At 67.2% G+C, this 20,581-nt stretch carries 21 protein-coding genes and 1 tRNA gene; 10 read left to right on the top strand and 12 right to left on the bottom strand.

What is annotated here, in order from left to right:
* Nucleotides 1–44: 44 nt before the first annotated feature.
* The gene (locus tag DEI96_RS01130) at nt 45–1,742 is read right to left on the bottom strand and encodes an acid phosphatase (RefSeq protein ID WP_111024029.1); all 1,698 of its coding nucleotides are present in this window, start codon (nt 1,740–1,742) and stop codon (nt 45–47) included.
* A gap of 549 nt (nt 1,743–2,291) precedes the next feature.
* On the opposite strand from DEI96_RS01130, the gene DEI96_RS01125 reads away from it, so the two are divergent.
* Entirely contained in the window at nt 2,292–3,740 is a 1,449-nt protein-coding gene (locus tag DEI96_RS01125) for a hypothetical protein (RefSeq protein ID WP_146246926.1), read from the top strand.
* Nucleotides 3,741–5,050: 1,310 nt separating this feature from the next.
* Here the strand turns inward: DEI96_RS01125 and DEI96_RS01120 are convergent.
* From DEI96_RS01120 to DEI96_RS01105, 4 genes are all read right to left on the bottom strand, one after another.
* The gene (locus tag DEI96_RS01120) at nt 5,051–6,205 is read right to left on the bottom strand and encodes a hypothetical protein (protein ID WP_146246925.1); all 1,155 of its coding nucleotides are present in this window, start codon (nt 6,203–6,205) and stop codon (nt 5,051–5,053) included.
* Nucleotides 6,206–6,280: 75 nt separating this feature from the next.
* Nucleotides 6,281–6,655: a CopG family ribbon-helix-helix protein gene (locus tag DEI96_RS01115; RefSeq protein WP_111024026.1), complete on the bottom strand. Its 375-nt coding sequence runs from the start codon at nt 6,653–6,655 to the stop codon at nt 6,281–6,283.
* Complete coding sequence (locus DEI96_RS01110; RefSeq protein ID WP_111024083.1) at nt 6,652–6,921, bottom strand: hypothetical protein; 270 nt, start codon at nt 6,919–6,921, stop codon at nt 6,652–6,654. Before DEI96_RS01110 ends, DEI96_RS01115 begins: the two co-directional genes overlap by 4 nt.
* A gap of 788 nt (nt 6,922–7,709) precedes the next feature.
* Entirely contained in the window at nt 7,710–7,862 is a 153-nt protein-coding gene (locus DEI96_RS01105) for a hypothetical protein (RefSeq protein ID WP_181440554.1), read from the bottom strand.
* Nucleotides 7,863–7,940: 78 nt separating this feature from the next.
* On the opposite strand from DEI96_RS01105, the gene DEI96_RS01100 reads away from it, so the two are divergent.
* A complete protein-coding gene (locus DEI96_RS01100) occupies nt 7,941–8,288 on the top strand; it encodes a histone-like nucleoid-structuring protein Lsr2 (RefSeq protein ID WP_111024082.1) in 348 nt (115 codons plus the stop codon).
* Nucleotides 8,289–8,456: 168 nt separating this feature from the next.
* Here the strand turns inward: DEI96_RS01100 and DEI96_RS01095 are convergent, their stop codons facing one another.
* The 4 genes from DEI96_RS01095 to DEI96_RS01080 form a co-directional block, all read right to left on the bottom strand.
* Nucleotides 8,457–9,005: a hypothetical protein gene (locus DEI96_RS01095; protein ID WP_146246924.1), complete on the bottom strand. Its 549-nt coding sequence runs from the start codon at nt 9,003–9,005 to the stop codon at nt 8,457–8,459.
* Between the two features lie 409 nt (nt 9,006–9,414).
* Nucleotides 9,415–10,350, bottom strand: coding sequence for a nucleotidyl transferase AbiEii/AbiGii toxin family protein (locus tag DEI96_RS01090; RefSeq protein WP_111024024.1), 936 nt, complete (start codon nt 10,348–10,350; stop codon nt 9,415–9,417).
* Entirely contained in the window at nt 10,347–11,738 is a 1,392-nt protein-coding gene (locus DEI96_RS01085; protein WP_181440552.1) for a type IV toxin-antitoxin system AbiEi family antitoxin domain-containing protein, read from the bottom strand. The genes DEI96_RS01090 and DEI96_RS01085 overlap by 4 nt, the downstream gene beginning before the upstream one ends.
* 176 nt (nt 11,739–11,914) lie before the next feature.
* Nucleotides 11,915–12,004, bottom strand: a tRNA-Ser gene (locus DEI96_RS01080).
* Between the two features lie 143 nt (nt 12,005–12,147).
* Between DEI96_RS01080 and DEI96_RS01075 the strand changes: the two genes are divergently transcribed.
* Together DEI96_RS01075 and radA are read left to right on the top strand one after the other, a co-directional pair.
* A complete protein-coding gene (locus DEI96_RS01075; protein WP_111024022.1) occupies nt 12,148–13,155 on the top strand; it encodes an SGNH/GDSL hydrolase family protein in 1,008 nt (335 codons plus the stop codon).
* Between the two features lie 10 nt (nt 13,156–13,165).
* A complete protein-coding gene (radA, locus tag DEI96_RS01070) occupies nt 13,166–14,527 on the top strand; it encodes a DNA repair protein RadA (RefSeq protein WP_027467076.1) in 1,362 nt (453 codons plus the stop codon).
* Between the two features lie 4 nt (nt 14,528–14,531).
* On the opposite strand, the gene DEI96_RS01065 is transcribed toward radA, so the two are convergent.
* Complete coding sequence (locus DEI96_RS01065) at nt 14,532–14,915, bottom strand: SseB family protein (RefSeq protein ID WP_017887661.1); 384 nt, start codon at nt 14,913–14,915, stop codon at nt 14,532–14,534.
* Nucleotides 14,916–15,195: 280 nt separating this feature from the next.
* On the opposite strand from DEI96_RS01065, the gene cspE reads away from it, so the two are divergent.
* Nucleotides 15,196–15,405, top strand: a complete 210-nt coding sequence (gene cspE / locus DEI96_RS01060; RefSeq protein WP_017887662.1) for a transcription antiterminator/RNA stability regulator CspE — start codon at nt 15,196–15,198, stop codon at nt 15,403–15,405.
* A 170-nt stretch (nt 15,406–15,575) separates the two neighbouring features.
* Here the strand turns inward: cspE and DEI96_RS01055 are convergent, their stop codons facing one another.
* Together DEI96_RS01055 and DEI96_RS01050 are read right to left on the bottom strand one after the other, a co-directional pair.
* Nucleotides 15,576–16,268 carry a hypothetical protein gene (locus DEI96_RS01055; RefSeq protein WP_111024021.1) on the bottom strand — a complete coding sequence of 231 codons (693 nt, stop codon included), beginning with the start codon at nt 16,266–16,268 and terminating at the stop codon, nt 15,576–15,578.
* 64 nt (nt 16,269–16,332) lie between these two features.
* A complete protein-coding gene (locus DEI96_RS01050; protein WP_071245253.1) occupies nt 16,333–16,875 on the bottom strand; it encodes an amino-acid N-acetyltransferase in 543 nt (180 codons plus the stop codon).
* A 106-nt stretch (nt 16,876–16,981) separates the two neighbouring features.
* On the opposite strand from DEI96_RS01050, the gene DEI96_RS01045 reads away from it, so the two are divergent.
* The 5 genes from DEI96_RS01045 to DEI96_RS01025 all read left to right on the top strand — a co-directional run bounded on the left by DEI96_RS01045 (nt 16,982) and on the right by DEI96_RS01025 (nt 20,487).
* Complete coding sequence (locus DEI96_RS01045) at nt 16,982–17,434, top strand: SRPBCC family protein (RefSeq protein ID WP_027467072.1); 453 nt, start codon at nt 16,982–16,984, stop codon at nt 17,432–17,434.
* Nucleotides 17,435–17,626: 192 nt separating this feature from the next.
* The gene (locus DEI96_RS01040) at nt 17,627–18,070 is read left to right on the top strand and encodes a hypothetical protein (protein ID WP_035809351.1); all 444 of its coding nucleotides are present in this window, start codon (nt 17,627–17,629) and stop codon (nt 18,068–18,070) included.
* Nucleotides 18,067–18,522 (top strand): hypothetical protein, encoded by a 456-nt coding sequence (locus DEI96_RS01035; RefSeq protein ID WP_111024020.1) that lies wholly within the window; start codon nt 18,067–18,069, stop codon nt 18,520–18,522. The genes DEI96_RS01040 and DEI96_RS01035 overlap by 4 nt, the downstream gene beginning before the upstream one ends.
* Before the next feature lie 4 nt (nt 18,523–18,526).
* A complete protein-coding gene (locus DEI96_RS01030) occupies nt 18,527–19,477 on the top strand; it encodes a hypothetical protein (protein ID WP_111024019.1) in 951 nt (316 codons plus the stop codon).
* Nucleotides 19,474–20,487: a DUF8805 domain-containing protein gene (locus tag DEI96_RS01025; protein WP_111024018.1), complete on the top strand. Its 1,014-nt coding sequence runs from the start codon at nt 19,474–19,476 to the stop codon at nt 20,485–20,487. Before DEI96_RS01030 ends, DEI96_RS01025 begins: the two co-directional genes overlap by 4 nt.
* Nucleotides 20,488–20,581: the final 94 nt, after the last annotated feature.

Raw genomic sequence — 20,581 nt, 5'->3', positions numbered from 1 at the left:
CCGTCGTGCCCGCCGCACTCGCAGCCGACCTGACGCGCTCCGCTTCAGGCGGCGCCGTGGCCCCGGCCGTGGCCGTGCTTCGTCGCGTTGGCGTTGAAGAGGTGCAGTTCGTTGCCGTGGCGCTCCACCACGGGCTTGTACCCGGCGGGCAGGCCGGCGACGCGGACCCGGCCGAAACTCGAGCCCTTCGCGATCCGGTCCGCCGTGATCAGGACCAGGTCGTTCGCCACGGCCGTGCCCGTGGCGACGTGCACTCGCAGCGTCCCGCCGAACGATGCCGTGCCCTCGACGCGCAGGGCAGGACGGGGTCCGGAGACACTCAGCGACAGTGCGGCGTGCGAGCGCTGCGTCAGGTTGCCGCCGATTCGGATCACCCTCGTGCTGGCCTCGGCGAGCGTGCCGGAGACCGTGGTCACCGACCCCTTGCCCAGGGCAGCAGCGGAGTCCGCGGTCAGCGTCCCACCGCGGACGACGGTGCCGCCGGTGTAGCGGTTCGAGCCGGCAAGGGTGAGGGTGCCGGTCCCCCGCTTGGTCAGTGACCCGTTCCCGCCGATGTCGTTGCGCCAGGTGTCGGCGGCGGCGAGTCCCTTCTCGGCGGCGTCCATCGAGACCGTCACCGCGCTGTCGAACGCTCCGTAGCCGGACGCTGCCGAGAAGAGGTCGAGGCGCCCCCACCCTTCCGCGTCGTCCAGCAGGGGGTAGCCCGACGGCAGCGCGGTCGTCCGGAGCACCTCTCGGATCTGGGCGTCGCTGAGGTACGGCAGGCGGGTCCGCAGGAGCGCTTCAGCACCCTTCGGCACCGTGGCGGGGATCGTCTTCGTGCCGGTCCGCGTGAACCCGTACGTCAGACGCCCGCGGTAGTCCTTCTTGTCCGACGCGTAGTCCGCGTCCCGATCGACGGCGCTCGGGCTGGCAGCGGCGAGCACCTTCTCCGCCTGCTGGTGCGCCTGCTGCTCGAGCTGCGTGTTGGCCGGGTCGTCCAGGATGGCTGCCGCCAGCGCAGTCGCCAGGACTCGTCCTCCCATGACGTCGAGCGGCGAGTGCATCCCCGCGACGATCCGACTGTTGCCGATCTCCGAGCCGTTGGCGAGGAGCTCGGTGTACTTCTCCGGGTACGCGTACGCGAACGCCAGGGAGGCCAGGTAGCCGGCGTTGGTGTGTCCGCTGGGGAACCCGCCGTCGGTGGCGGGCGTCGGGGACTTCTCGGGGACGAGCTGCGGCGGCACCTTGACGTCCTGGCTCTGCCGGTACGGCCGCGCGTACTGGTAGTACTTCTTCGCGTTGCTGGCCGAGGAGTAGTCGCCCCGCAGCGTGTTCACCAGCTGGACGACGTCGCCGAGTTCCGAATCGGTGTCCGCCCACGACCCCTTCGCGTTGCCCTGGTCGACGTACTGCTTCGTCGTGGCATCCGCCGGGATCTCGTCGGGGATCGTGGTGCCGGCGTTCGTCGCGGTCCGCACCGCGTCGGACAGGTCACCGAACCCCGCGATGGCCGAGTAGCTCTGGTTCCGTCGGTCGATCAGGTACGCCTCGTGCCCCTGCGCCTCCGTGCGGGTCTGCGTGGTCCGCGCTGCTTGCGCGATGTTCGAGTCCAGGATCCGCTGCGCTGCGGCACTGGTTGCGACCCCGTTGTCCCACGACGATCCCGGGCTCCACAGGGTGCCGAACTGCGACAGCATCCCGGTCGCGGCGTTCGTCTCCGGCGTCGTGGCGGCAGGGGTGTTCGTCTTGTAGGTGTCCACGAAGTACCCGTAGGCCCCTGGACGCGGCGCGGTCCCCGATGTCGCCGCGGACGCTCCCGCCGGAGCGATCAAGGACACGGCGCACGCCACCGCCAGGACCCCCAGCACCGTGCGGGCCCGACGACTGGGAACAGCGATCTGGAACCGGCGCATGGCGTTCTCTCCACTCGGGGCGTGGCCACACGACTCGGTGACACAGAGCAGAAGCGTGGCGCAGGCCCGTGAACCGGAAGTGGCACCTGCGTGAACCGCTGCCGTACTCGCTGCTGCCGATCACTGTGCCAACGACGACACTCGACACTCGGACACGCCACAGCCATCGAGTACGAACCACGCTTCATCGCAGCGCCTATCCCCTGATGTTCACGGTGAAACGGCTAACCAGATCGTAGGGCCCGTCAGAGTCAACTGAACGTCCAGCAGTCCTAAGCGGGACGTCCGCGAGCCTGTTCTTGAAACCGCCGACGCGCCTTTGTAACCTGATGACCTCGACTGGGGTGCTGTCGAGGAGGGGCGCCTGGAGCGATCCCGACGACACTAGGGGTTGGCATGTCAGAAGATGGAGTTGCTCGCGTGGGAGCGGGCGAGCCGCAGACAATCAAGGACGAATGCGGCCTTGCCGACGACGACTCCCTTCCTCTCGTGTCGCTCTTCTGCGTCCACGGCATTGGGATGCAAGCGGATGGACAGACCGCGGGAGAAGTGCGAGAAGCGACTCACCTGGGGCTGACAGCGTTGGGTGGCACACATCGGCCTAGCACTGCCACCCCGGTGCAGGGAGTTCCTGCCGCCATCGAGGACGTCGTCACTGTTGCTGGGATGACGCTTCGACTGAGGTACCGGGACGGTTGGTGGGATGAGCGCGCTGTCATGCCGTCTGCGTGGCGAGTGCTCTTGTGGGTGTTCCGCGTGGCCCCCTTCTCGCTTTGGGGGACGGCGACGCTCTGGATGACCGATCTTGCAGCAATCGCAAGTGCTAAGCATGGTCGTCGTGACGGCTTCCCGGTCCCGCTGCTGGCATTCTCGGGCCTCGCGCTCGCGATCGTCGGCGCGCCGACACTGATGCTTATTGGGCTGCCACTTCTCAGCGCCTCGCTAATCCTGCCGCCCACACGACAATTGGCGCAGCGTATTCTCCAGCGGTACATCGGTGACGCTTGGAACTACCGGTCGGATCAGCTGGACGAGGAAGTAATCGGTCCGATGCGTGGCGAGGTCGCTGCCGAACGAGACGCAGCCGATGTTGTCGTGCTGGTTGGTCACTCCCAGGGTGCGGAGATCGCTCGACGCGTTGCCTTGACGGAGTTGGTTGACGGTCACGTGTGGGTCGGTTCGGGTGAAGCGCAATTGGGGATGCTGCGGACGTTGCGCCGGAGCCGGTTGCTGCCGTACCTGCTGTGGCCGTACCTCATCGTTTTCCCCGCACTGTTCACCTGGTCGTTCACCGCGTCGCTCGAGCTCCTCACCTCGGTATTTACTGCTTTCCTCGAATTGCTTACGCATCCGACCGCGACGACCGTACAAATCGATGAGGTCATGCGGGCGGCATCAGATGCGCTGTTGGCCGGGGTATGGCCCTCAACGCTGCCGCAGCTCACCCTCGGCGCCGTCACGATCGGCATGGGACTGATGACGGCGAAAGCGGCCCGTCACCCTGCTGACGTGCTGCAGCAGCCAAACGGCGCAGTCCTGGTCGTGAAATCCCTGATCGATCCGGTCTGTTTCGGAACCAGCAACGAGAACGCAGTGGTGCGTTACGTAGCGCTTCCGAAGAAGCGGCACTGGATCCACCAGCACATGCGGTACTTCACCTCCCCGACGACCGGGATCGCGATCCTTGAAAGCCTTTTCGGAACGAATCCGCTCGGGGTCACCCCGAAAGTTCCGACCCTCGGCAAACGAGCGTCGTTCCTGGGTGCATGTGCAGCAGTACTCACTGGCACAGCGACCCTTCTCGTCGGTTTCAGTGAATGGCAGCTGCTGCATCAACTGCATTGATCGTGAGGGAGCGCAGCGGCATATTAGTTTCGGCGACAAGCGGATAAGCCCACTCCAGGGTCGATTCTCTAGAAGCTCGCGCATACAAGCTGACGCGGCTGAGCTTCGACCGCGCCTACTCACAACTCCGAGACGATTTCCCTGTCGTCAAGGACTACTTCGACCGGCAGAAAGGTATTAGAGTCCCGGATCGATGTCGACCACACGCGGCGTCTGGGCGGCACCGCCGTCGACCGCGTCTGGCCCGCTCCGTGAGCTGTAGAAGAACGCGACCCCCGGCGAGCAAGCCGACCGCGTCCGCAGCCAGTCGACGAACGTCCCCGATCGGCAGAAGAACCTTAAGGTTTGCTGCTGGCATAGCGGGCCGACCCGCGCCGGAGCACAGTTCCTCGATGAGTGCCGACACGCGACACGAAACGGCCCCGGAGAAGCAGAAGAGCCCCCGGTAAAAACCGGGGGCTCTTCGTCGTGTTGCTGGCGGTACCGGTGGGATTTGAACCCATCGCCGGACCTTAGCACGAGTGGAGGCGAAGGTCGGATCGCTGTAACGTCGGGGCCTGCACCGACCCGTCAAGCCCCGCTAAGCCAGCTTGAGACAGGTGGCGGTGCACCAAAATGCACCGCACGCCGACGTGGACGACCCCGCCCAGAGGCAGCCGCGATCGCAGCGTTCGATCCCGGAGGACCGCTGAGTAGCGCCTGCTCACCGAGACTGCTTGCGAACCACCTATGTGAGACAGACCCCGCAAGCCCTCCCGGTGCGCTCCGCCTCGTACGCCGCGGGACCGGCCCGGAGTGCGATCCCGAAACTCCGGCGGGGAGATAAGGGTCGACGGGCATAGATGGTTGAGCCAGCTGTCATGAACCGCGCGGCACCGCAAACGAACGCGCGGCGGGTTCTGCTTCCCCTCGCGCGGCGTTGCGCATCCTGATGATGCCGCGTCACGTCTGCTCCTATGCCGCCCCAAGCCTCCTTGATGACGTCCTGCCGCCCGGCACTGGAACCCGACCAAGGCGGATATCCGCAGCATCGTGCGGCCCAGTCCAAATAGCAAGCCCAAGTCCACCTGGCGCCCGTAATATTGATTGCGTCAGTCCGGTGACTGGCCTTGCTGCTTGATCGTCCCCACTGATGTCCCCCTCGTCTGGGCAGACAGCGCGATAAGCGGCTGATGTACGTGGTCTCTCAATGGACGGTGGGCTTCGTATAGCGCCAGCGGAACGAAACCAACGGGCACCGGCGCCACCCGACGCCGCTTCACCACCACCGGAGGCAGGCCACTTGTCGGCAGCGAGCGGCCCTGGATGCGTTACTTGAATCGATGCTCAAGTGATAGGAGGTACTGCAAGTCTCGCTGCGGATGCGTCTCCCGCTGCTTGGAACGTTCCGCGACTGCTTTCACACCGGCCGCAGCCACTGCCGTCGCGACAGCACCGGCGCCGGCGACTATCCCTGGTCCCAACGGCGCGATCCCAGCAATGCCGAGCACCATCATCGATGCGCCAGCGGCCGCTGTCGTCAGTGTGGCTTTGTCCTGTCCAAGCGTTACGGCTGCGTCCTTCGCGACACGAGAACTACGGACCGCAGCGCGGAGATCAATCAATGCTGGTTGCACCTCGGTTCGCCATAGGTGCTCAAGTTCGGCGTCGAAGTTGCTGTCGGTGACGTTGGCGTCCAACTTCATCGACAGGGCTGCAACAGCCCGCCGATATCGGACAAGCTCATCGTGGAGGGCGCCTCGTGCGCTGATTACGGACGACATCGGCGCCTGCGGGAACGCCTGGAGGTACTCGATGAAGCGCGTACCGGCACCCGCCTCGCGTGCGTTTAGCAGAGCCCTGGGCGCAGCAGCAACGCGGCCCTCCTCCCGAAGATGCGAGACCAGCTCCGCCGTTGGCTCGTCGAAGAGCATGTGCCGGCGCGGGTCTTCGATTAGCGCCGCGAGTTGTTCGACATACGTTTCGATTTGCTGGTCAGCCGTTAGCCAATCCGGGCGGCGCACGTCAAGCAGTCCTGCATCTGAGGCCTCTGTCAGCTCCCTCCCCCCGGCAGACGTCCATTGCTCGTCGAGCTTGCTGATCGCGTCATTCCCGCCCGTAGTCAAGCCATCAATGACTGAGCCCGCCTGCGAGAACGCTGCCTGCGCTTCGGCAGGGAGCGTGCGGCGCTGCTGCCGAGGTAGTGCCCGAAACTGCCGTAGCGCATCGAGTGCCGCTCGGGCTTGTGGCGGGTCCTTGATGCCCAGTCTCGCGAGCTGATCATTGTTGAGCACCAGCAGACCTTCGAACACTGCCAGCGGATCATCACGGGCTCCCGCGGCGATCGTTGCCAACAATGAGGCTGCAGGTGACCACAGTTCAACCTTGTCCGCGTACAACAAGCCCGCACGCGTCAGGCGCACATCTTCGGCAACCGACAGGGCACCGCCGGTCGTATCCGGCGCCGTAGCGATGACCAAAGTCACGCCCCCACGAACGGGGCCGGCCGCCACCGCCCTGTCCGCTCGCTTTCCCCGCGACGCTTTCCCCACCGCGACGCCTCAGCTAGCCATGGGGTGCATGTCAGCTTCGTGCCGCTCGAGGTACTCATCGATCGCGTCGCGAACCAGATCGGACGCGTACTTGCGGTGCTGCGCCTTCCGCAACTGCTCTAAGCGATCCTTCCGATCCTTCGGTACACGGACGCGAATCGTCGGAGAGTACTCACCATCTGACTGCCCACCATCAAGGCGCGGCCGCCCGACAGCTTTCGCTACCGCACTCTCAGTTCCGAGTGCGTCGAGCAGCATCTGCTGGCCGATTGCGGCTGCATCCGCACCGTGGCTACTTTCCCCCGGCAGCGACGCACCGACAGCCGTCTCTTCTTCCGCCGCCATACGGTCGTACCGGTCCTGGTCTTTCTTCGAGAGAGTCATTGCTCTTCCTCCATCACCCGTCGATAATACGACCCGAGCGGCATTACGTGATAGACGAAACCGCCCGGAACCAGCTCGACAAGCACCTCGATGAGTCGCTCCGTCTGCGCATGCTGTGGGCCGATGAACACCCGGCGCTTGTTGCCCGGATCTCCGTCGTGCACCTTCACGCGGGTGGAGGTCCACTCCGCGTTATGGATCGCGTACAAGGCATCGGGCTCGGTGATGCCGTGCTTGCCGGCGCTGTTCGTGAACTCGATGCCCATGGGCATATTGTGCCACAGAAACTAGTTCTGTGCCACACAAGGCGTCGACCTGCTACTTCTGACCTTGTCGGAACAGTCAGGCGTCTCAGTATCTGATCGCCACGCGCGCTTGCGTGCGCCGGCGAGATAGGTTCGCAGAACCTCGGCTGGGACGCCTCGCACGGAGCGCGCGTCGACGCTGCCAAGTTGTCGACCGCTGACGAGCGCGGTCCTAGTAGCTGGTGTCAGCGTCAGTGGCTTGAGCCTTGGCTAAGGTGACTGCTCGCTGACCCACAAAGCTGAGGTCCGTGGCGTCGATAGGCGCCTCCACACCGCTGGTCGGTTCTGCGTTAGCCTCGCCGAGGAGATCCGTCCGTTCCGGGTTGGTACTGCGAATCCGCCAGACCCAGTGCTCCGACACGTACTCGAGGCGAAGCCCGACGATCGGACTGGCCACGGCCTCGGACTCACCCGAGATGCCGTAGATCCAGTCCGACGGCCACCGCACGGCTGTGGGCACCCCGGCGCTCGGCCAGGCTGCGCCCACCGCGCCCGGAGCCGGAGGGAGCGCTGCGCATCCGGTGAGCGCCACGGCGCTCGCACTCACCAAGCCTGCTAGCAGCACACATCCCCTGAAACGCACCACATCCCCCCTCGTGAGCAGCTGCGCGTGAATGAGCACCTTACGGGGCAGTCGCCGAGTACCCACCCCGTAGCTCTCCTTCCACGCACCAATGCGGAACGGATTCCGCTCTCCTGACATCAGGAACGGATTCCGCTCTCCTGACATCAGAGGCACGGCGCTCGGGTCACTCCTCGACGGCACGGGGCTGAAGGGCGACAACGTTGGCCCGGCCGTAGAGCAGGTCACCCTCGTTCGCGTAGCCAGGTGCGTCGACCCCGGAGTCACGTCCCTTGCCACCGGCCCACGGCGGACGGATGGGGTGGTCAAGTGTGAGCAAGTCATCCCGCGTCCATCCGCGCACGAGGAACTCGCGCGCACCGCTCCCAGTTCCCAACTTATGGAAGGCGGCGTTGAGATGGCGCAGAAAGTCACCACGCACATGGTCGATGGCCTCACCGGCGACACCATCGACGAGGGCATGGGCCGTACCGTGTCCTTTTCCTTCGATGGCAACCACTGTGAGATCGACCTTTCCGACGACAACCTAGATGCGCTCCGCAAAGCGTTCTCTGACTACGTCGCTGCCGCCGGGAAGGTGAGCGGACGCCCGAGCCGAACCAGCGGCGGGACGAGCGCGCCCAAGCGCGGCAACTCGGACGAGCTCGCGAAGATCCGCGAGTGGGCCAACGCTAACGGCCACGAGGTCTCCAGCCGCGGCCGCATCAGCCAGGCCGTCCGCGACGCGTACGACGCCGCTCACTGACGCCTACCTCTACGAACGACGAAGGCCTGCATCCCGTGGTAGGTGCCAGCCTCCGTCAATCGCGCCGATATTCCGCTAACTCTGATCCTGCCCGCACCCATCGGTGAAGACTCTCTCCCCGTCCAGGGGGTCGCCTTTCGTGCAACAGGATCCTCTGTAGCTATCCGATCACTTGTTCGCTTCTACGACTGCACTGACCGCCTTGATGGTGGTCCAAACCGCGGCGGGCGCTCCGAATGCCACTACATAGATCGACGCGGCCGCAGCAAACATGGTGAGGCGGTCGATTGCTTTCTTGGACAACCCAGTGTCCTTTGAGAATGTGGTACAGGCCTCTTTGATAAAAAGAGTTAGCAATGTAAGGCCGCCAAAGCATCCGACGACCCAAGGCCCGTGCGTGGCGTCGAAACTGAGTACCACGAGCACTACTCCAATAACGGCAACGATAATGCCTGCAATTAGCGCACCACCAAGCTCCCACTTTTTTCGCTTGACGTCACTGACCTGCAGATTTGTCACCGTCGAACCGGCCGCGAGGCGTAGATACGAACCTTCACCGACAGTGATTGTCGTGGTGCCGCGGCCGCTTTTGATGCTCTTCGAATCAGTCGTCAGACGCAGCTCTGATCCCTCTTTGGCGTTAACCTGCGCGGAGCCGGAAGATACTCTCGCGCTTGCTCCGCTTACATCTGCTGGCGTTTTTTCCGGCTGTTTCACTGCCTTGATTTTCGGGCCCCCTGAAGTTTGCATGGTGAGAGACTAGCGGTATTCGAGGCTGGCTCGGTACTGACGAGTCACGTCCTACGTCACAGAGAACGGCGCCCTCACCGACGGACCCTGCGAGCACGCGCGACGAGCATGGCGCTAGCGCACCTCAGCTATCAGGCGGTGGCGACCGGAGACGCACGCCGATCTGCAGCCGATCCGCCGCAAGATGTCGAAGAGTGGCAGCTCACCTCTCGTTGACCGTCACGCTGGCGCTGATGGAGGTTCGCAGGTCAAAGGCTAGTGAGACCTGCCATATCATGCATCGACCGCTTCTCCGGAATCAGCAACGAGCGCCCTCGCCGAGCTCACTTCGGCCGATGTGCCACAAACGGTCGCTTGTGCCAGGACCTATCTTTGATCAACCGCCGTCAGCTCGGACGGTCGCTTCCCAGGATCCGATGCTGGGATCCCACCGTCCGGAGCTCACGCGGCCGTTAAGAACCGGTTCGATCAGCCGGTTCGTCAGCGCCTCAGCTTCCCGCCAAGTCAGAGTCAACCCTCGGGCCTTCTGAGCGACGGTGGCATATCCAACTTGGATCGTGGGCGACGCGTCCACCACGGTGAATGGTTCCAGCTGCCGTTCGGCGATTTGGGTGGCCAACGCGGCGCGTAGGGCGACCGCGTCGACTGGAAGGTGCTGAGCAATCAGGGCGAGGTCGACGAGGTCCTTCGCCCTCGATGAACGCCCATCGCCGTTTCCGTCACCGTGCCGACGCTCCATCATCGCCGCAACCTTGTCCGCGATCTGCTCTTCGACCGCAATCATCACGTAGTCCGACGCGGGCACGTCGCGCCCCAGCGGTACTCGGAACTTTGGTGCGGCCCGGACGACCCGTGAACCGACGCGGTCGTGGACGGCGAGGTCGATTTTCACCTGCTGATTGATGCCAACAGCGGTAAAGGTCAGCGCCACCATCGCGATGCCTGGTTGATCGTCGCTGCCGTGGCTTCGTCGTCGCTTGGTGAGGACGAACTGGAGGCGATCGCCGTTGTCGACACGCACGAGCTCGGATAGTGCGTCCACGGCCGCGTCGACGTCGTACCTCGCTACCTCGAGGTCGATGTCTACCGTGGCGCGGGCGCTTGGGATGAAAGCAAGCATGCGAGTGCCGCCCTTGAGGCGGAACGGAGTGGTGTCTGGATCGGCGTTAACGCGACTGAGGAACCGGTCGAAGAGTTGCAACTGCACCAGGTCACGGGCGGGCACGCCCGACTTCCCCCCGTCGTTGCGAACTGCAGCGCGAACGGCCGTCCAAAACGCGGCCGGAGTGGCATAGCCGTCGGGACGAGTCACTCGCGGTCCTGTTCGTCAGGCTCGGCCTGTTCGGTGTGATCGCCGCGCTGTGATGGACGCGTCGTCCGGCGCGCCGCATCGTTGATGATCTGTTGCACCACCGGCGGCATGTCCGGCGCAGTTATCCGCACCGCGGGCAGCAGGTTCGCCGGAACAATGACTCTTGGCAGCACCGGCTTCGACAGCAGGGTCGGCATTCTCGGCAGGACGACATTCGGCACGGTCGGCATGACGACATTCGGCAGGATCGGCGTCTTCGGCATGACGGCCCTCGGCACGGTCGGCACGACGACATTCGGCAGGATCGGCGTCTTCGGCATGACGACCTTCGGCACGGTCGGCTTCGGAAGCTTGACCTTCGGCAGAGTCACCGCCGGGCCCTTCACGAGCTCCGAGATGCGCTTGTGCACCTCCGTGGTGATCGGTGGCATCTTGAGGCTTGCGAGAGCAGCCCTCGTCGACTCCCCCAGCACCGCCTTCGACAGCAGCCCCGCTGGCAGCTGCACCCGCGGAGTTACAAACGAGTCCAACCGCACACTGGCGCCCTTCATCGGCATGATCGCGTCCTTGACCTGCGCGTTGAGGTCCGCCATCAGCGGTCCGCGGAGCGCCGCCATCACCGTCTTCACCTCGTTGTCCGCCACCGCCCCCAGCAGCGACTGCAGCACGGCCTCGGTCCGCTCGTTCGCGAGCGAGGCGATAAGGTCGGGCAGGTTTGTGTGCACCAGGAGGTTCCGGACGCGTTCCTCATCGACATGCGTCATAGCGCGGAGCTGCTCGTAGAGCTCCACGCCGGTCCGCTGCCCAAGACGCTTCGCATGTGGGCGGAGCAGCTCAATGAGCCGGTCCGTGTCAAGGTCGTCATCCGCGCGCTCGGCATCGCGCAGAGCGTCCGCGACGATCGACAGATCGGCGCCCGGCTCAGCGAGCAGGTCCGCGATCGTTCGCTCCCTAGTCGTCACCGGGAGCCCATCGACAGCCGTGACGTCTCCTCCGGGCAGCTGACGGAGGCTGTATCGAATATCGTCCTGTTTCGACTGCCGCCGCGTCCGCGTGTAAAGCAGCACCGTCGACGGGTAGAGGTCACCGATCTGATGCACCCAAGCCGCGGCCGATCCCCCGACGACAACATCAGGGTCGTCGAGCCGCTCCCACGCCGGCGTCGAGGGACTGCTCGCAAGCCATGCGGCACGCACGTCATCGAGCTGGCTCGCCGGAGCACCGGCATACCGATACACACCGGTCCGGACACGCTCGAGAGAACCGGCCGTTTCTCGACGGTGCAGAGTGCTCCGAGCGACCCCGTTTGCCTGCGCCTGCGCAGCGGTGATCATGCCCCACTGGCTACTCGCCAGAGCGGCGATCGCAGCATCGGTAGCTTGGGACATGCTTCCAGTGTACGCGAAAACGCAACAGATGCAGTAGATCTTTCCATTGAAACCGGTTGCAAGCGCCTCCCTCGGCGGCTCCGCAGCACGGGACGTCCCGAGCAGGATCTGCACCAAAGACGCACCGCGGGCACTCCCAGAAACAAGAAAACCCCCGCGTGAACGGGGGTTTTCTGTGGCGGTACCGGTGGGATTTGAACCCACGGTGGAGTTGCCCCCACACATGTTTTCGAGACATGATCCTTCGGCCGCTCGGACACGGTACCGGGAAAGAGTTTACACGATCCGGGAGGCCCGTGATGACACCCCGGGTCGGATCGCCCCCCACAGGCGGTCACCTGCAGGGCTCTCCCCACACCCACAGGTCCCCCTCGTCTCCGGCAAGACCGGCGGGCGTACCGTCCACGGCATGAGATCCCGCACGCTCATCGCACTCCTCACCTCCGTCGTCGGCAGCCTCGGCGTCGTCGGTGCCGCAGCCGTCGGTGCCCGCGCCGGCGTGAAGGGCCAACGGGCAGCGGCGCAACGGGTCGTCGACATGCTCCCGATCCACGCTGACTGGTGGCGCGAACGACAGCAGCACGAGGGGCAGCTGCTCTACGTGGCGATCGGTGACTCGGCAGCGCAGGGCGTCGGCGCGACTGCACCCGGCCGCGGCTACGTGGGGCTGCTCGCGCGGCGCATCCGGCACCGTTCCCACATGTCGGTGCGGGTGGTGAACCTCAGCGTCTCCGGCTCGACCACGTGGGGTGCGAAACGTGACCAGCTGCCGAAGCTCCGGCACTACGCGCCAGACATCTGCACGGTGTCGATCGGGGCGAACGACATCGCGGACTTCGACCCGGACAAGTTCGAGCGGAACATCCGGGCGATCTACGGCGCGGTCCCGTCGCACGCCGTGGTGGCCGAGCTGCCGTGCATGTTCGTGCCGGACCGGGAGCGCAAGGTGGCGGTGGCGAACGAGATCGTGCACCGGGTGGCGGACGAGTTCGGGCTGACGGTGGCGCCGCTGCACACGATCACGAAGCGCGTCGGGGTCCGCCGCACCTTCTTCAACAGCTACGGCGACCTGTTCCACCCGAACGACCGCGGCTACGAGGTCTGGGCGAGCGCGTTCGAGCCGGCGGTCGACGCGCGGGTCGACACGGTGGCGGCGATCCGGCACTACCTGTCCGTGCGCGAGGCCGAGAACCTCGGTCGTGAAGCCGGGGCGGTGGCGAACGCCCGCGCCGAGCAGGACACCGACGGCGCCGAGGCACTCGACCACGCCTCGCGTCAGGGTCCGGGGCCGGTCGAGCGCCTGCGCCACCGGATGACCGGGTCGATCGCGCTGCCCGACGAACGAGACCGGCCGGACGAACCAAGCGGACCAGACGAGCCGGGCGACCACGCCGGCGATGTCGGCCGTACGGCCTAGCCTCGACGACATGGCGCGCCCGCAGTCCCTCTACCGTTGCACCGAGTGTGGCTGGACCAGCATCAAGTGGGTCGGCCGGTGCGGTGAGTGCCAGACCTGGGGCACCGTCGAGGACAGCTCTGCGGCGTCGGCGAGCACCCGCGGCACGTCAGCGGTCGCCGTCACCGGCGCCCGGGCCGCGCGACCGATAACCGAAGCCCGCGGCACCTCCGTGCAGCGCTGGCAGACCGGCATCGGCGAGTTCGACCGTGTCCTCGGCGGCGGCGTGGTGCCCGGTGCGGCGGTCTTGCTGAGCGGCGAGCCGGGTGTCGGCAAGTCGACCCTGCTGCTCGAGGTCGCCTCCCGAGCCGCAGCCTCGGGCAAGCGCGTCCTCTACGTCAGCGCCGAAGAGTCCGTCGACCAGGTCCGACTCCGTGCCGAACGCACCGGTGCGATGCACGACGACCTGTACCTGGCGAGCGAGGTCGACCTCGGCGTGATCATCGGCCAGATCGACCAGGTCCAGCCCGACCTGCTCATCGCCGACTCCGTGCAGACCATCTCGTCGAGCTCGATCGACGGCATCGCGGGTGGCACGTCCCAGGTGCGCGAGGTCGCCTCGACCCTGATCCGCATCGCGAAGGACCGCGCCCTGCCCGTCCTCATCGTCGGCCACGTCACGAAGGACGGCACGATCGCCGGCCCGCGGCTGCTCGAGCACCTGGTCGACGTCGTCTGCCACTTCGAGGGCGACCGGCAGACCGCGCTGCGCTTCGTCCGGGCGCTCAAGAACCGCTTCGGCCCCACCGACGAGGTCGGGTGCTTCGACATGGGCGGCGACGGCATCCACGAGGTCCCCGACCCGAGCGGCCTCTTCATGTCGAAGAACGCCACCCCGGTGTCCGGCACCTGCGTCACCGTCGCACTCGAGGGGCGTCGGGCGCTGCCGGTCGAGGTGCAGGCCCTCATCGTCCCGAGCTCGGCGCCGCAGCCACGCCGGGTCGTGAACGGTGTCGATGCCTCGCGCGTGGCGATGCTGCTCGCGGTGCTCGAACGCCGCGCCGGCCTCAAGCTGTCCGACGCCGACGTCTACGTGTCCACGGTCGGCGGCATGAAGCTCACGGAGCCCGGTGCCGACCTGGCCATCGCGCTGGCCCTCGCGAGCGCCGCACGAGACCGTCCGTACCCGCACACGCTCGCGGCCGTCGGTGAGATCAGCCTCGCCGGCGAGATCCGTCCGGCCACGGGCACGAAGCAGCGCGTGAACGAGGCCACCCGCCTCGGGTTCACCACCGTGCTCGGCTCGGACTCCGGGCACCTGCGCGAGGCCCTGCGTGTGGCGTTCTCGATGACGCAGTCGCCACGCGAACGCGAGCTCGACCGCGCGTTCTGAGGCGCTACGCGCGCAAAGCGGCCAGCAGGTCCGCCGGCGCGGCCTGCATGGTGTGCGGGCCGGCGATGTCGAAGAACACGCCCTCGAGCATGTCGAGGTGGGCGGCCAGGAACTCCTCGAGTCGCGGCCCGTCGTAGACCATGACCTGCCGGATCTTCTCGTCCGGCACCATCGCCGTGTAGGCGTCCGCCGACGAGAACAGCAGCAGGATGCGCTTGTCCGACCCCTCACGGCCGAACACCCGCACCTGCATGTCCTTCTTGCCGGTGACGAGTCGGGGGACGATCACGATGTCGTGGCGGAGCGCGAACGCCACCGCAGCGACGTCCTGCTTCGCGAGGGCTTCCTCGAGCTGTTCGCTCCGGAAGCGCTGTTCCTTGTCTGCCATCAGCTCAATTCCACCAGATTTTCGTCGTTCCGTGACGCACGGGTAGCCAGTCGGCCCAGAGCACGCTAGCCTGATGGAACCGCTTCGGCGGCGCTCAACGTCCGGGCGAGGTGGTTTGCCCCTCAACCCGGGCCCCAGGGTCACTGGCCGACAGGCCTGGCCCCGAACCCGTCCCGCCGGCACCTGCCCGCGTGGCGCATCACCCCCGTCGACGTACGTCGGGGTCTCCGTCGGTGCATCTGCACCTTGGCGGAAGCAAGAAAGCTAAGGAAACGCCATCATGGCATCTACCGGTACCGTCAAGTGGTTCAACAACGAAAAGGGCTTCGGCTTCATCGCCCCGGACGACGGCAGCGCTGACGTCTTCGCGCACTTCTCTGCGATTGCTGGCAACGGCTACAAGTCGCTCGAGGAGAACCAGAAGGTGGAGTTCGACATCACCGAGGGCCGCAAGGGCCCGCAGGCGGAGAACATCACCGTCCTCGGCTGATCACATCAGCTTGAACAGGCCCCGTCGTCTTCGGACGACGGGGCCTGTTGCTGTTCCCGGCGCCCTGCTCGGCATCTCGCAGAATCAAAGCCACGCCGAACCACGCGCGCGCCTGGCGCGAATGCACTTCGGTTGTGCGGAACGGATCGGAACCGCGAACCCGCCGCCGCCTACTGCAGGATGAACTGCACCGAGCTCTTCGACTCGAGGTTCCCGACGGCGACCTGCAGGTGGTAGCTCGCTCCCCCGGCAGTGACGGCCGGCCGTGACGAGTCGCACGTCGACGTGGACGAGCGGGTCCGGTCCCAGGCGATCGCCGGGGTCGTGAGCGTCTGACCCGACTTGATCGTGACGTCCTGGTTCGTGCCGCCGGTCTGGCAGTCCTTCGACGACCAGTACTGCTCCTGGCCGGAGCTGATCGTCAGCACCTGCTGCGCCGATCCGAGGTCCAGGTGGCAGGAGTTCGTGCCGGAGTTCTTGATCGACATCGCGATCTTCGGGTCCTCGGTGGGGCCGTAGGCCGACTTGTCGAGCACCGGGGTCAGGACGATTTGGTCCTTCGTGCAGGTCGAGCCGTCGGCAGCTGCGGGCTTGGACGCAGAAGCCGAGGCGGAAGCCGACGGCTTCGGCGCAGCAGACCGCGAGGACCCGGAACCGGACCCAGAACCGGCAGACGATGCATCGGCACCAGACCCGGCAGACGCCGACGCACTCGGCGCCGCCGAGGTGGCCCCGCTCCCCCGCCCGACGACGATGAGCACCACGACGAGGACGACGACCAGCAGCGCCCCGAGCACGAGCGCCCGGCGGCGCCAGTAGACGACCGGCTTCTCGGGCCCGACGGGGTGACGCAACGACGACATGCGCACAGGGTAGACAACGGCGCGGGCCGCACACGGCCACCCCGCCGGGCGGCACGAGAAAGCGTCAGAGGTTCTTCAGCATGCGGGTGTTGCCGAGGGTGTTCGGCTTGACCCGGGCGAGGTCGAGGAACTCGGCGACCCCTTCGTCCGACGAGCGGACCAGTTCGGCGTAGACGTCCGGTGACACGACGCTCTCGCCGATCTCCAGGTACCCGTGCTTCGCGAAGAAGTCGACCTCGAAGGTCAGGCAGAAGATCCGGGCGACGCCGAGTTCGCGGGCGTCGTGCTCGAGCGCCTCGAGCATCCGGTGCCCGACGCGCTTGTGGATCCACTGCTCGTCGAGGGCGAGCGTGCGCACCTCGGCGATGTCGTCCCAGAAGACGGCGAGCGCGCCGCACCCGATGGGGGTGCCGTCGGGCCCTTCGGCGATCCGGAACTGCTGGATCGAGCCGTACAGGGCGACGTTCTCCTTGCCGAGCAGGATGCGCCGGTCGACGTAGGGGGCGATGAGCCGCTGGATGTGCGGGACGTCCGAGGCGAGCGCCGGACGCACGAGGATCCCGTGGTCGTCGCGCTCGTGGAACGCGTGCTTGCCGTGCTCTGTCATCCGCCCCACACTACTGCGCAGCGCCGGACGGACCCGCATCCGCCGAAGCCGCAGGGGGACAGCGCTGCTGAGTGCCGCCCAGGTCGATCGGCCTACCGTCCGGTGCATGCCTCAGATCATCGAAACCGTCGACGTCAACGTCCCCGTCCGCCAGGCCTACGACCAGTGGACCCGTTTCGAGGAGTTCCCGCACTTCCTCGACGAGGTCGAGAAGATCGTCCAGGTGGACGACAAGACCACCGACTGGACCGTGAAGATCGCCGGCCAGGAGCGCGAGTTCCGGGCCCTCATCACGGAGCAGCACCCCGACGAGCGTGTCGCCTGGACCGTGAAGGACGGCGAGACCGACCACGCCGGTGTCGTCACCTTCCACAAGCTCTCCGACGCCGAGACCCGCGTCACCGTGCAGATTGACTGGGAGCCCTCCGGCATCCTCGAGAAGCTCGGCTCCGCCGTGGGCGTCGGTGGCCACGCCGTCAAGAAGGACCTGCAGAACTACAAGGAGCGCGTCGAGAACGCACCGACCCAGCCGGGCTGGCGCGGCGACGTGCAGGCGTAGTCCGCACCACACGACGGACGGGAGGCGCGGTGCCAGCTGGCACCGCGCCTCCCGTTCGTTCGTCCCCCGTTCGGCATCCCCCCATCGAAATGCCGACCTGACGAGCGAGCGCGAGCCTGGCAGAGTGGTGACACCGGCCGACGCGCTGGATCAGTTTTATCATGTCTGAGACAGATGTGAGAGTGGGGACACGTGATCGAGTACAACGACGACGACGCACACCGTCGGGAACTGTCGCGCAAACTGCAGCTCCTGATGGACGTCGTCGAGGCCAACTCGGGCCAGCGACCCCCGTACAAGGAGATCGCCGCCGAGATCGAGGCGCAGGGTGCGTCGATGAGCCGACCGCGCTGGGGCTACATGCTCGGCGGCAACGGTCCGGCCGTCCGTGACCAGCGACTCCTGGCCGCCCTGGCGACCTACTTCGGCGTCCCGGCGGAGTACCTGACCGACGCGGCCGGCAACACGGACGTGCCGGAGCGGGTGCAGGCGCAGCTGGAGCTCGTGCTCGAACTCCGCAAGCGCGAGGTCGTCGCGTTCGCGACCCGGCGTCTGGGCGAGTTCGCCTCGGCGGACGAGATCCGCGACTTCACCGACCACCTGCGTCGCCTCGACGAGTCGGGCGGCACCCCGTGAGCGGGTACCGCGACCGCTTCGACGCCCTGCGTCGGCAGACCGAGGCCCGTCGCCGTGTGCAGCGCCTCGGGCTCCCCCGTCGGCTGTCCCTGCCGGAGCTGACCGCCCGTGCCGAGGCGGCGCTCGGCAAACCGATCCATGTGCGCACCACAGAGCTGCCGGGCGACCTGTCCGCGCGGCTCATCCAGCGCACCGACCACGCCCTGCTCGAGACCCGCCCCGGGCTGTCCGAACGCTCCCGGGTGGCGTGCGTGCTGCACGAACTCGCCCACGTGTTCATGGACGACACCGGCTGCGACCACCAGGCGTACACGGGGCTGCTCAGCGGCCGGACGGCGTTCACCCGCTCGCTGGACACCCCGCACGAGCAGGCCGTCGAGCTCGTCGCCGACCAGCTCGCGCTGCGGATCGGGCTGCTCGACCCCGAGGGCCAGCCCGGGATCTTCCGGTGACGCGGTGACGCTGCACGTCTGGGGGTCGATCCCGGTCTGGCTGATCCTGGCGGTGCTGGTCGCCCGGCTGCTCCTGGTGCGCACCCAGTCGGCCAGCGTCACCTGGCTGATGGTCTGCTGCAGCTGCGTCGCCGTCGGGCTCACCATCAACCAGCCCGACGTCACGACGTTCCTCGCCGGTGTGACGCACGTGCCCAACATCGCCGACCTGATCGGCCGCTGCCTGATGGTGTGCGGCATGTTCGCCCTCGCGCAGTCGGTCGAGGCCGCAGCACGCTCCGCCAAGCTCCTGCGCGCCAGCCGCATCATCGGCTGCGTGCTCGTGCTCGTCGCCCTGGTCGTGCTGTTCAGCTTGATCGACGCACCGACCCCGACGGCGCAGTTCATGGTGGCCTACGGCGACCAGCTGCCGACCGCGCTGTACTCGGCGGTCGAGATGACCTACATCGCCATCGTTATCGCCCGGTCGGCCGTCGCCGTACTGCGCGGGTTCCGGAGCGGTGACGGACTCGGCCGCCTGTACTGGCTCTTCGTCGTCGGTGCCGCCGGCCTCGTGCTGCTCGCCGGCATCGCCATCGCCCTCGACGCCGTGCACGTCGCCGGTGCCGACGGTGCGGTCGGGGTCCTGTCGACGCTCTACACCCCGGTGTTCCTCGGCTCGATGGTCCTGCTCGCCATCGGCGCCGCCGGTGGCGTGCTGCCCGACGCCGCACGGGAGTTCCGCGACTGGCGGGCCGCCCGACGCCGGTTCCGCGTGCTCGAACCGGAACTCCGGCGGCTCGAGACGGCATCGGGCAACACCGGGCTCTACTTCACGATCGTGTGGCAGCGTCGCCAGTGGCGGAGTCGGCAGCACCGACTGTCCGTCGAGATCGAAGACCGCGCGCGCGAGGCCGGGCAGGACGTCCCGGCCGCTGCGACGCTCACCACGGCACGACTCAGGGAGATCACATGACCGGCGCACGCATCACGGCACTCGGTACCGCGGCAGGAGCGGTCGGCACGCTCGGACTCGGCGCCTTCGTCGCACGACGGTTGCTGTTCCCGACGCCGTACACGGCGACCGCGACGGTCCGCAGCGCCACGGACACCGAGGTCGAGCTGACCGCCACCCGCGACACCCGCCTGCCGGGCACCTACGACCTGCAGCGCGACGACACCCGGGTGCAGGTCGGCGCGATCACCACCGCGAGCACGGCGACCGGGGCCGGTAGCGACGGCGACACCGTCCGCCGCAGTGTCACCGTCCCCGTGGCGCCCGGTGCGTGGGCCTGGGACGCCCTGCGGTACGACGGACCGGACGACGTGCCCGGCACCGAGCCCGAGGCCGCCACGACCCACGTGGTCCACGTGCACGGGCAGTCCCTCGGCCCGCGCCAGGTCCTGCGCGGTGTCGGGGTCTGGCGTTCGCTCGGCGCCTCGTCCGAGGTCGTCGACACCACCGACCTGCCGCTCCGCTCCCTCGACGCCGGGGCAGCGGACCGCATCGTCGCCGCCGTGCGCGCCGCCCGGGCCCGTGGCGCTCAGCGCGTCGTGCTGCAGGGCTGGTCCGCCGGTGCGCTCGCCTGCTCCGTCGCCGCCGCACGCGTCGACGTCGACGGCCTCGTGGCGGTCTCGCCCCTGCTCGACGTCGCCTCGGCACTCCGCGGGGCCGTCCGCGGCGCGCACCTGCCCGCGTTCGTCGGCACCGTCGCCGCCCGCATCGCGACCACGAACGTGCTGTCGCGGCTCGCCGGGGCCCCGACTCCCGTCACGACGACCACCTGGCAGGACTCGTCGACGCCGACGCTGCTGATCCACTCAGAGGCCGACGCCCTGGTCGCGGCCGACGACGTCGCCGCACGGCAGGGAGCCACCACGGTCACGTTCCGCACGGCACCGCACACGCTCGAGTGGAACGAGGACCCGGAGCGCTGGGAGCGCGCCGTCCGCGACTTCGCCGCACAGCTGCCCGACGCCGCCTGACGCGGCGGGAGCCCGTCCGCGCGGCCGACCGGCCCGAACGAACCACCCCCGGACGTGCAACGGCCCCGGTCTGCGAACAGACCGGGGCCGGCTG

It is taken from the genome of Curtobacterium sp. MCLR17_031, from assembly GCF_003234775.2.
Taxonomy (GTDB): Bacteria; Actinomycetota; Actinomycetes; order Actinomycetales; family Microbacteriaceae; genus Curtobacterium; species Curtobacterium flaccumfaciens.
This window is presented reverse-complemented; position numbering and strand designations above follow the sequence as displayed.

Coding starts and splice junctions, on each gene's coding strand:
- DEI96_RS01125 (WP_146246926.1), top strand. CDS start 2,292: ATGTCAGAAGATGGAGTTGCTCGCGTGGGAGCGGGCGAGCCGCAGACA.
- DEI96_RS01115 (WP_111024026.1), bottom strand. CDS start 6,655: ATGACTCTCTCGAAGAAAGACCAGGACCGGTACGACCGTATGGCGGCG.
- DEI96_RS01065 (WP_017887661.1), bottom strand. CDS start 14,915: ATGGCAGACAAGGAACAGCGCTTCCGGAGCGAACAGCTCGAGGAAGCC.
- DEI96_RS01055 (WP_111024021.1), bottom strand. CDS start 16,268: ATGTCGTCGTTGCGTCACCCCGTCGGGCCCGAGAAGCCGGTCGTCTAC.
- DEI96_RS01085 (WP_181440552.1), bottom strand. CDS start 11,738: ATGTCCCAAGCTACCGATGCTGCGATCGCCGCTCTGGCGAGTAGCCAG.
- DEI96_RS01110 (WP_111024083.1), bottom strand. CDS start 6,921: ATGGGCATCGAGTTCACGAACAGCGCCGGCAAGCACGGCATCACCGAG.
- DEI96_RS01100 (WP_111024082.1), top strand. CDS start 7,941: ATGGCGCAGAAAGTCACCACGCACATGGTCGATGGCCTCACCGGCGAC.
- DEI96_RS01075 (WP_111024022.1), top strand. CDS start 12,148: ATGAGATCCCGCACGCTCATCGCACTCCTCACCTCCGTCGTCGGCAGC.
- cspE (WP_017887662.1), top strand. CDS start 15,196: ATGGCATCTACCGGTACCGTCAAGTGGTTCAACAACGAAAAGGGCTTC.
- DEI96_RS01045 (WP_027467072.1), top strand. CDS start 16,982: ATGCCTCAGATCATCGAAACCGTCGACGTCAACGTCCCCGTCCGCCAG.
- DEI96_RS01025 (WP_111024018.1), top strand. CDS start 19,474: ATGACCGGCGCACGCATCACGGCACTCGGTACCGCGGCAGGAGCGGTC.
- DEI96_RS01050 (WP_071245253.1), bottom strand. CDS start 16,875: ATGACAGAGCACGGCAAGCACGCGTTCCACGAGCGCGACGACCACGGG.
- radA (WP_027467076.1), top strand. CDS start 13,166: ATGGCGCGCCCGCAGTCCCTCTACCGTTGCACCGAGTGTGGCTGGACC.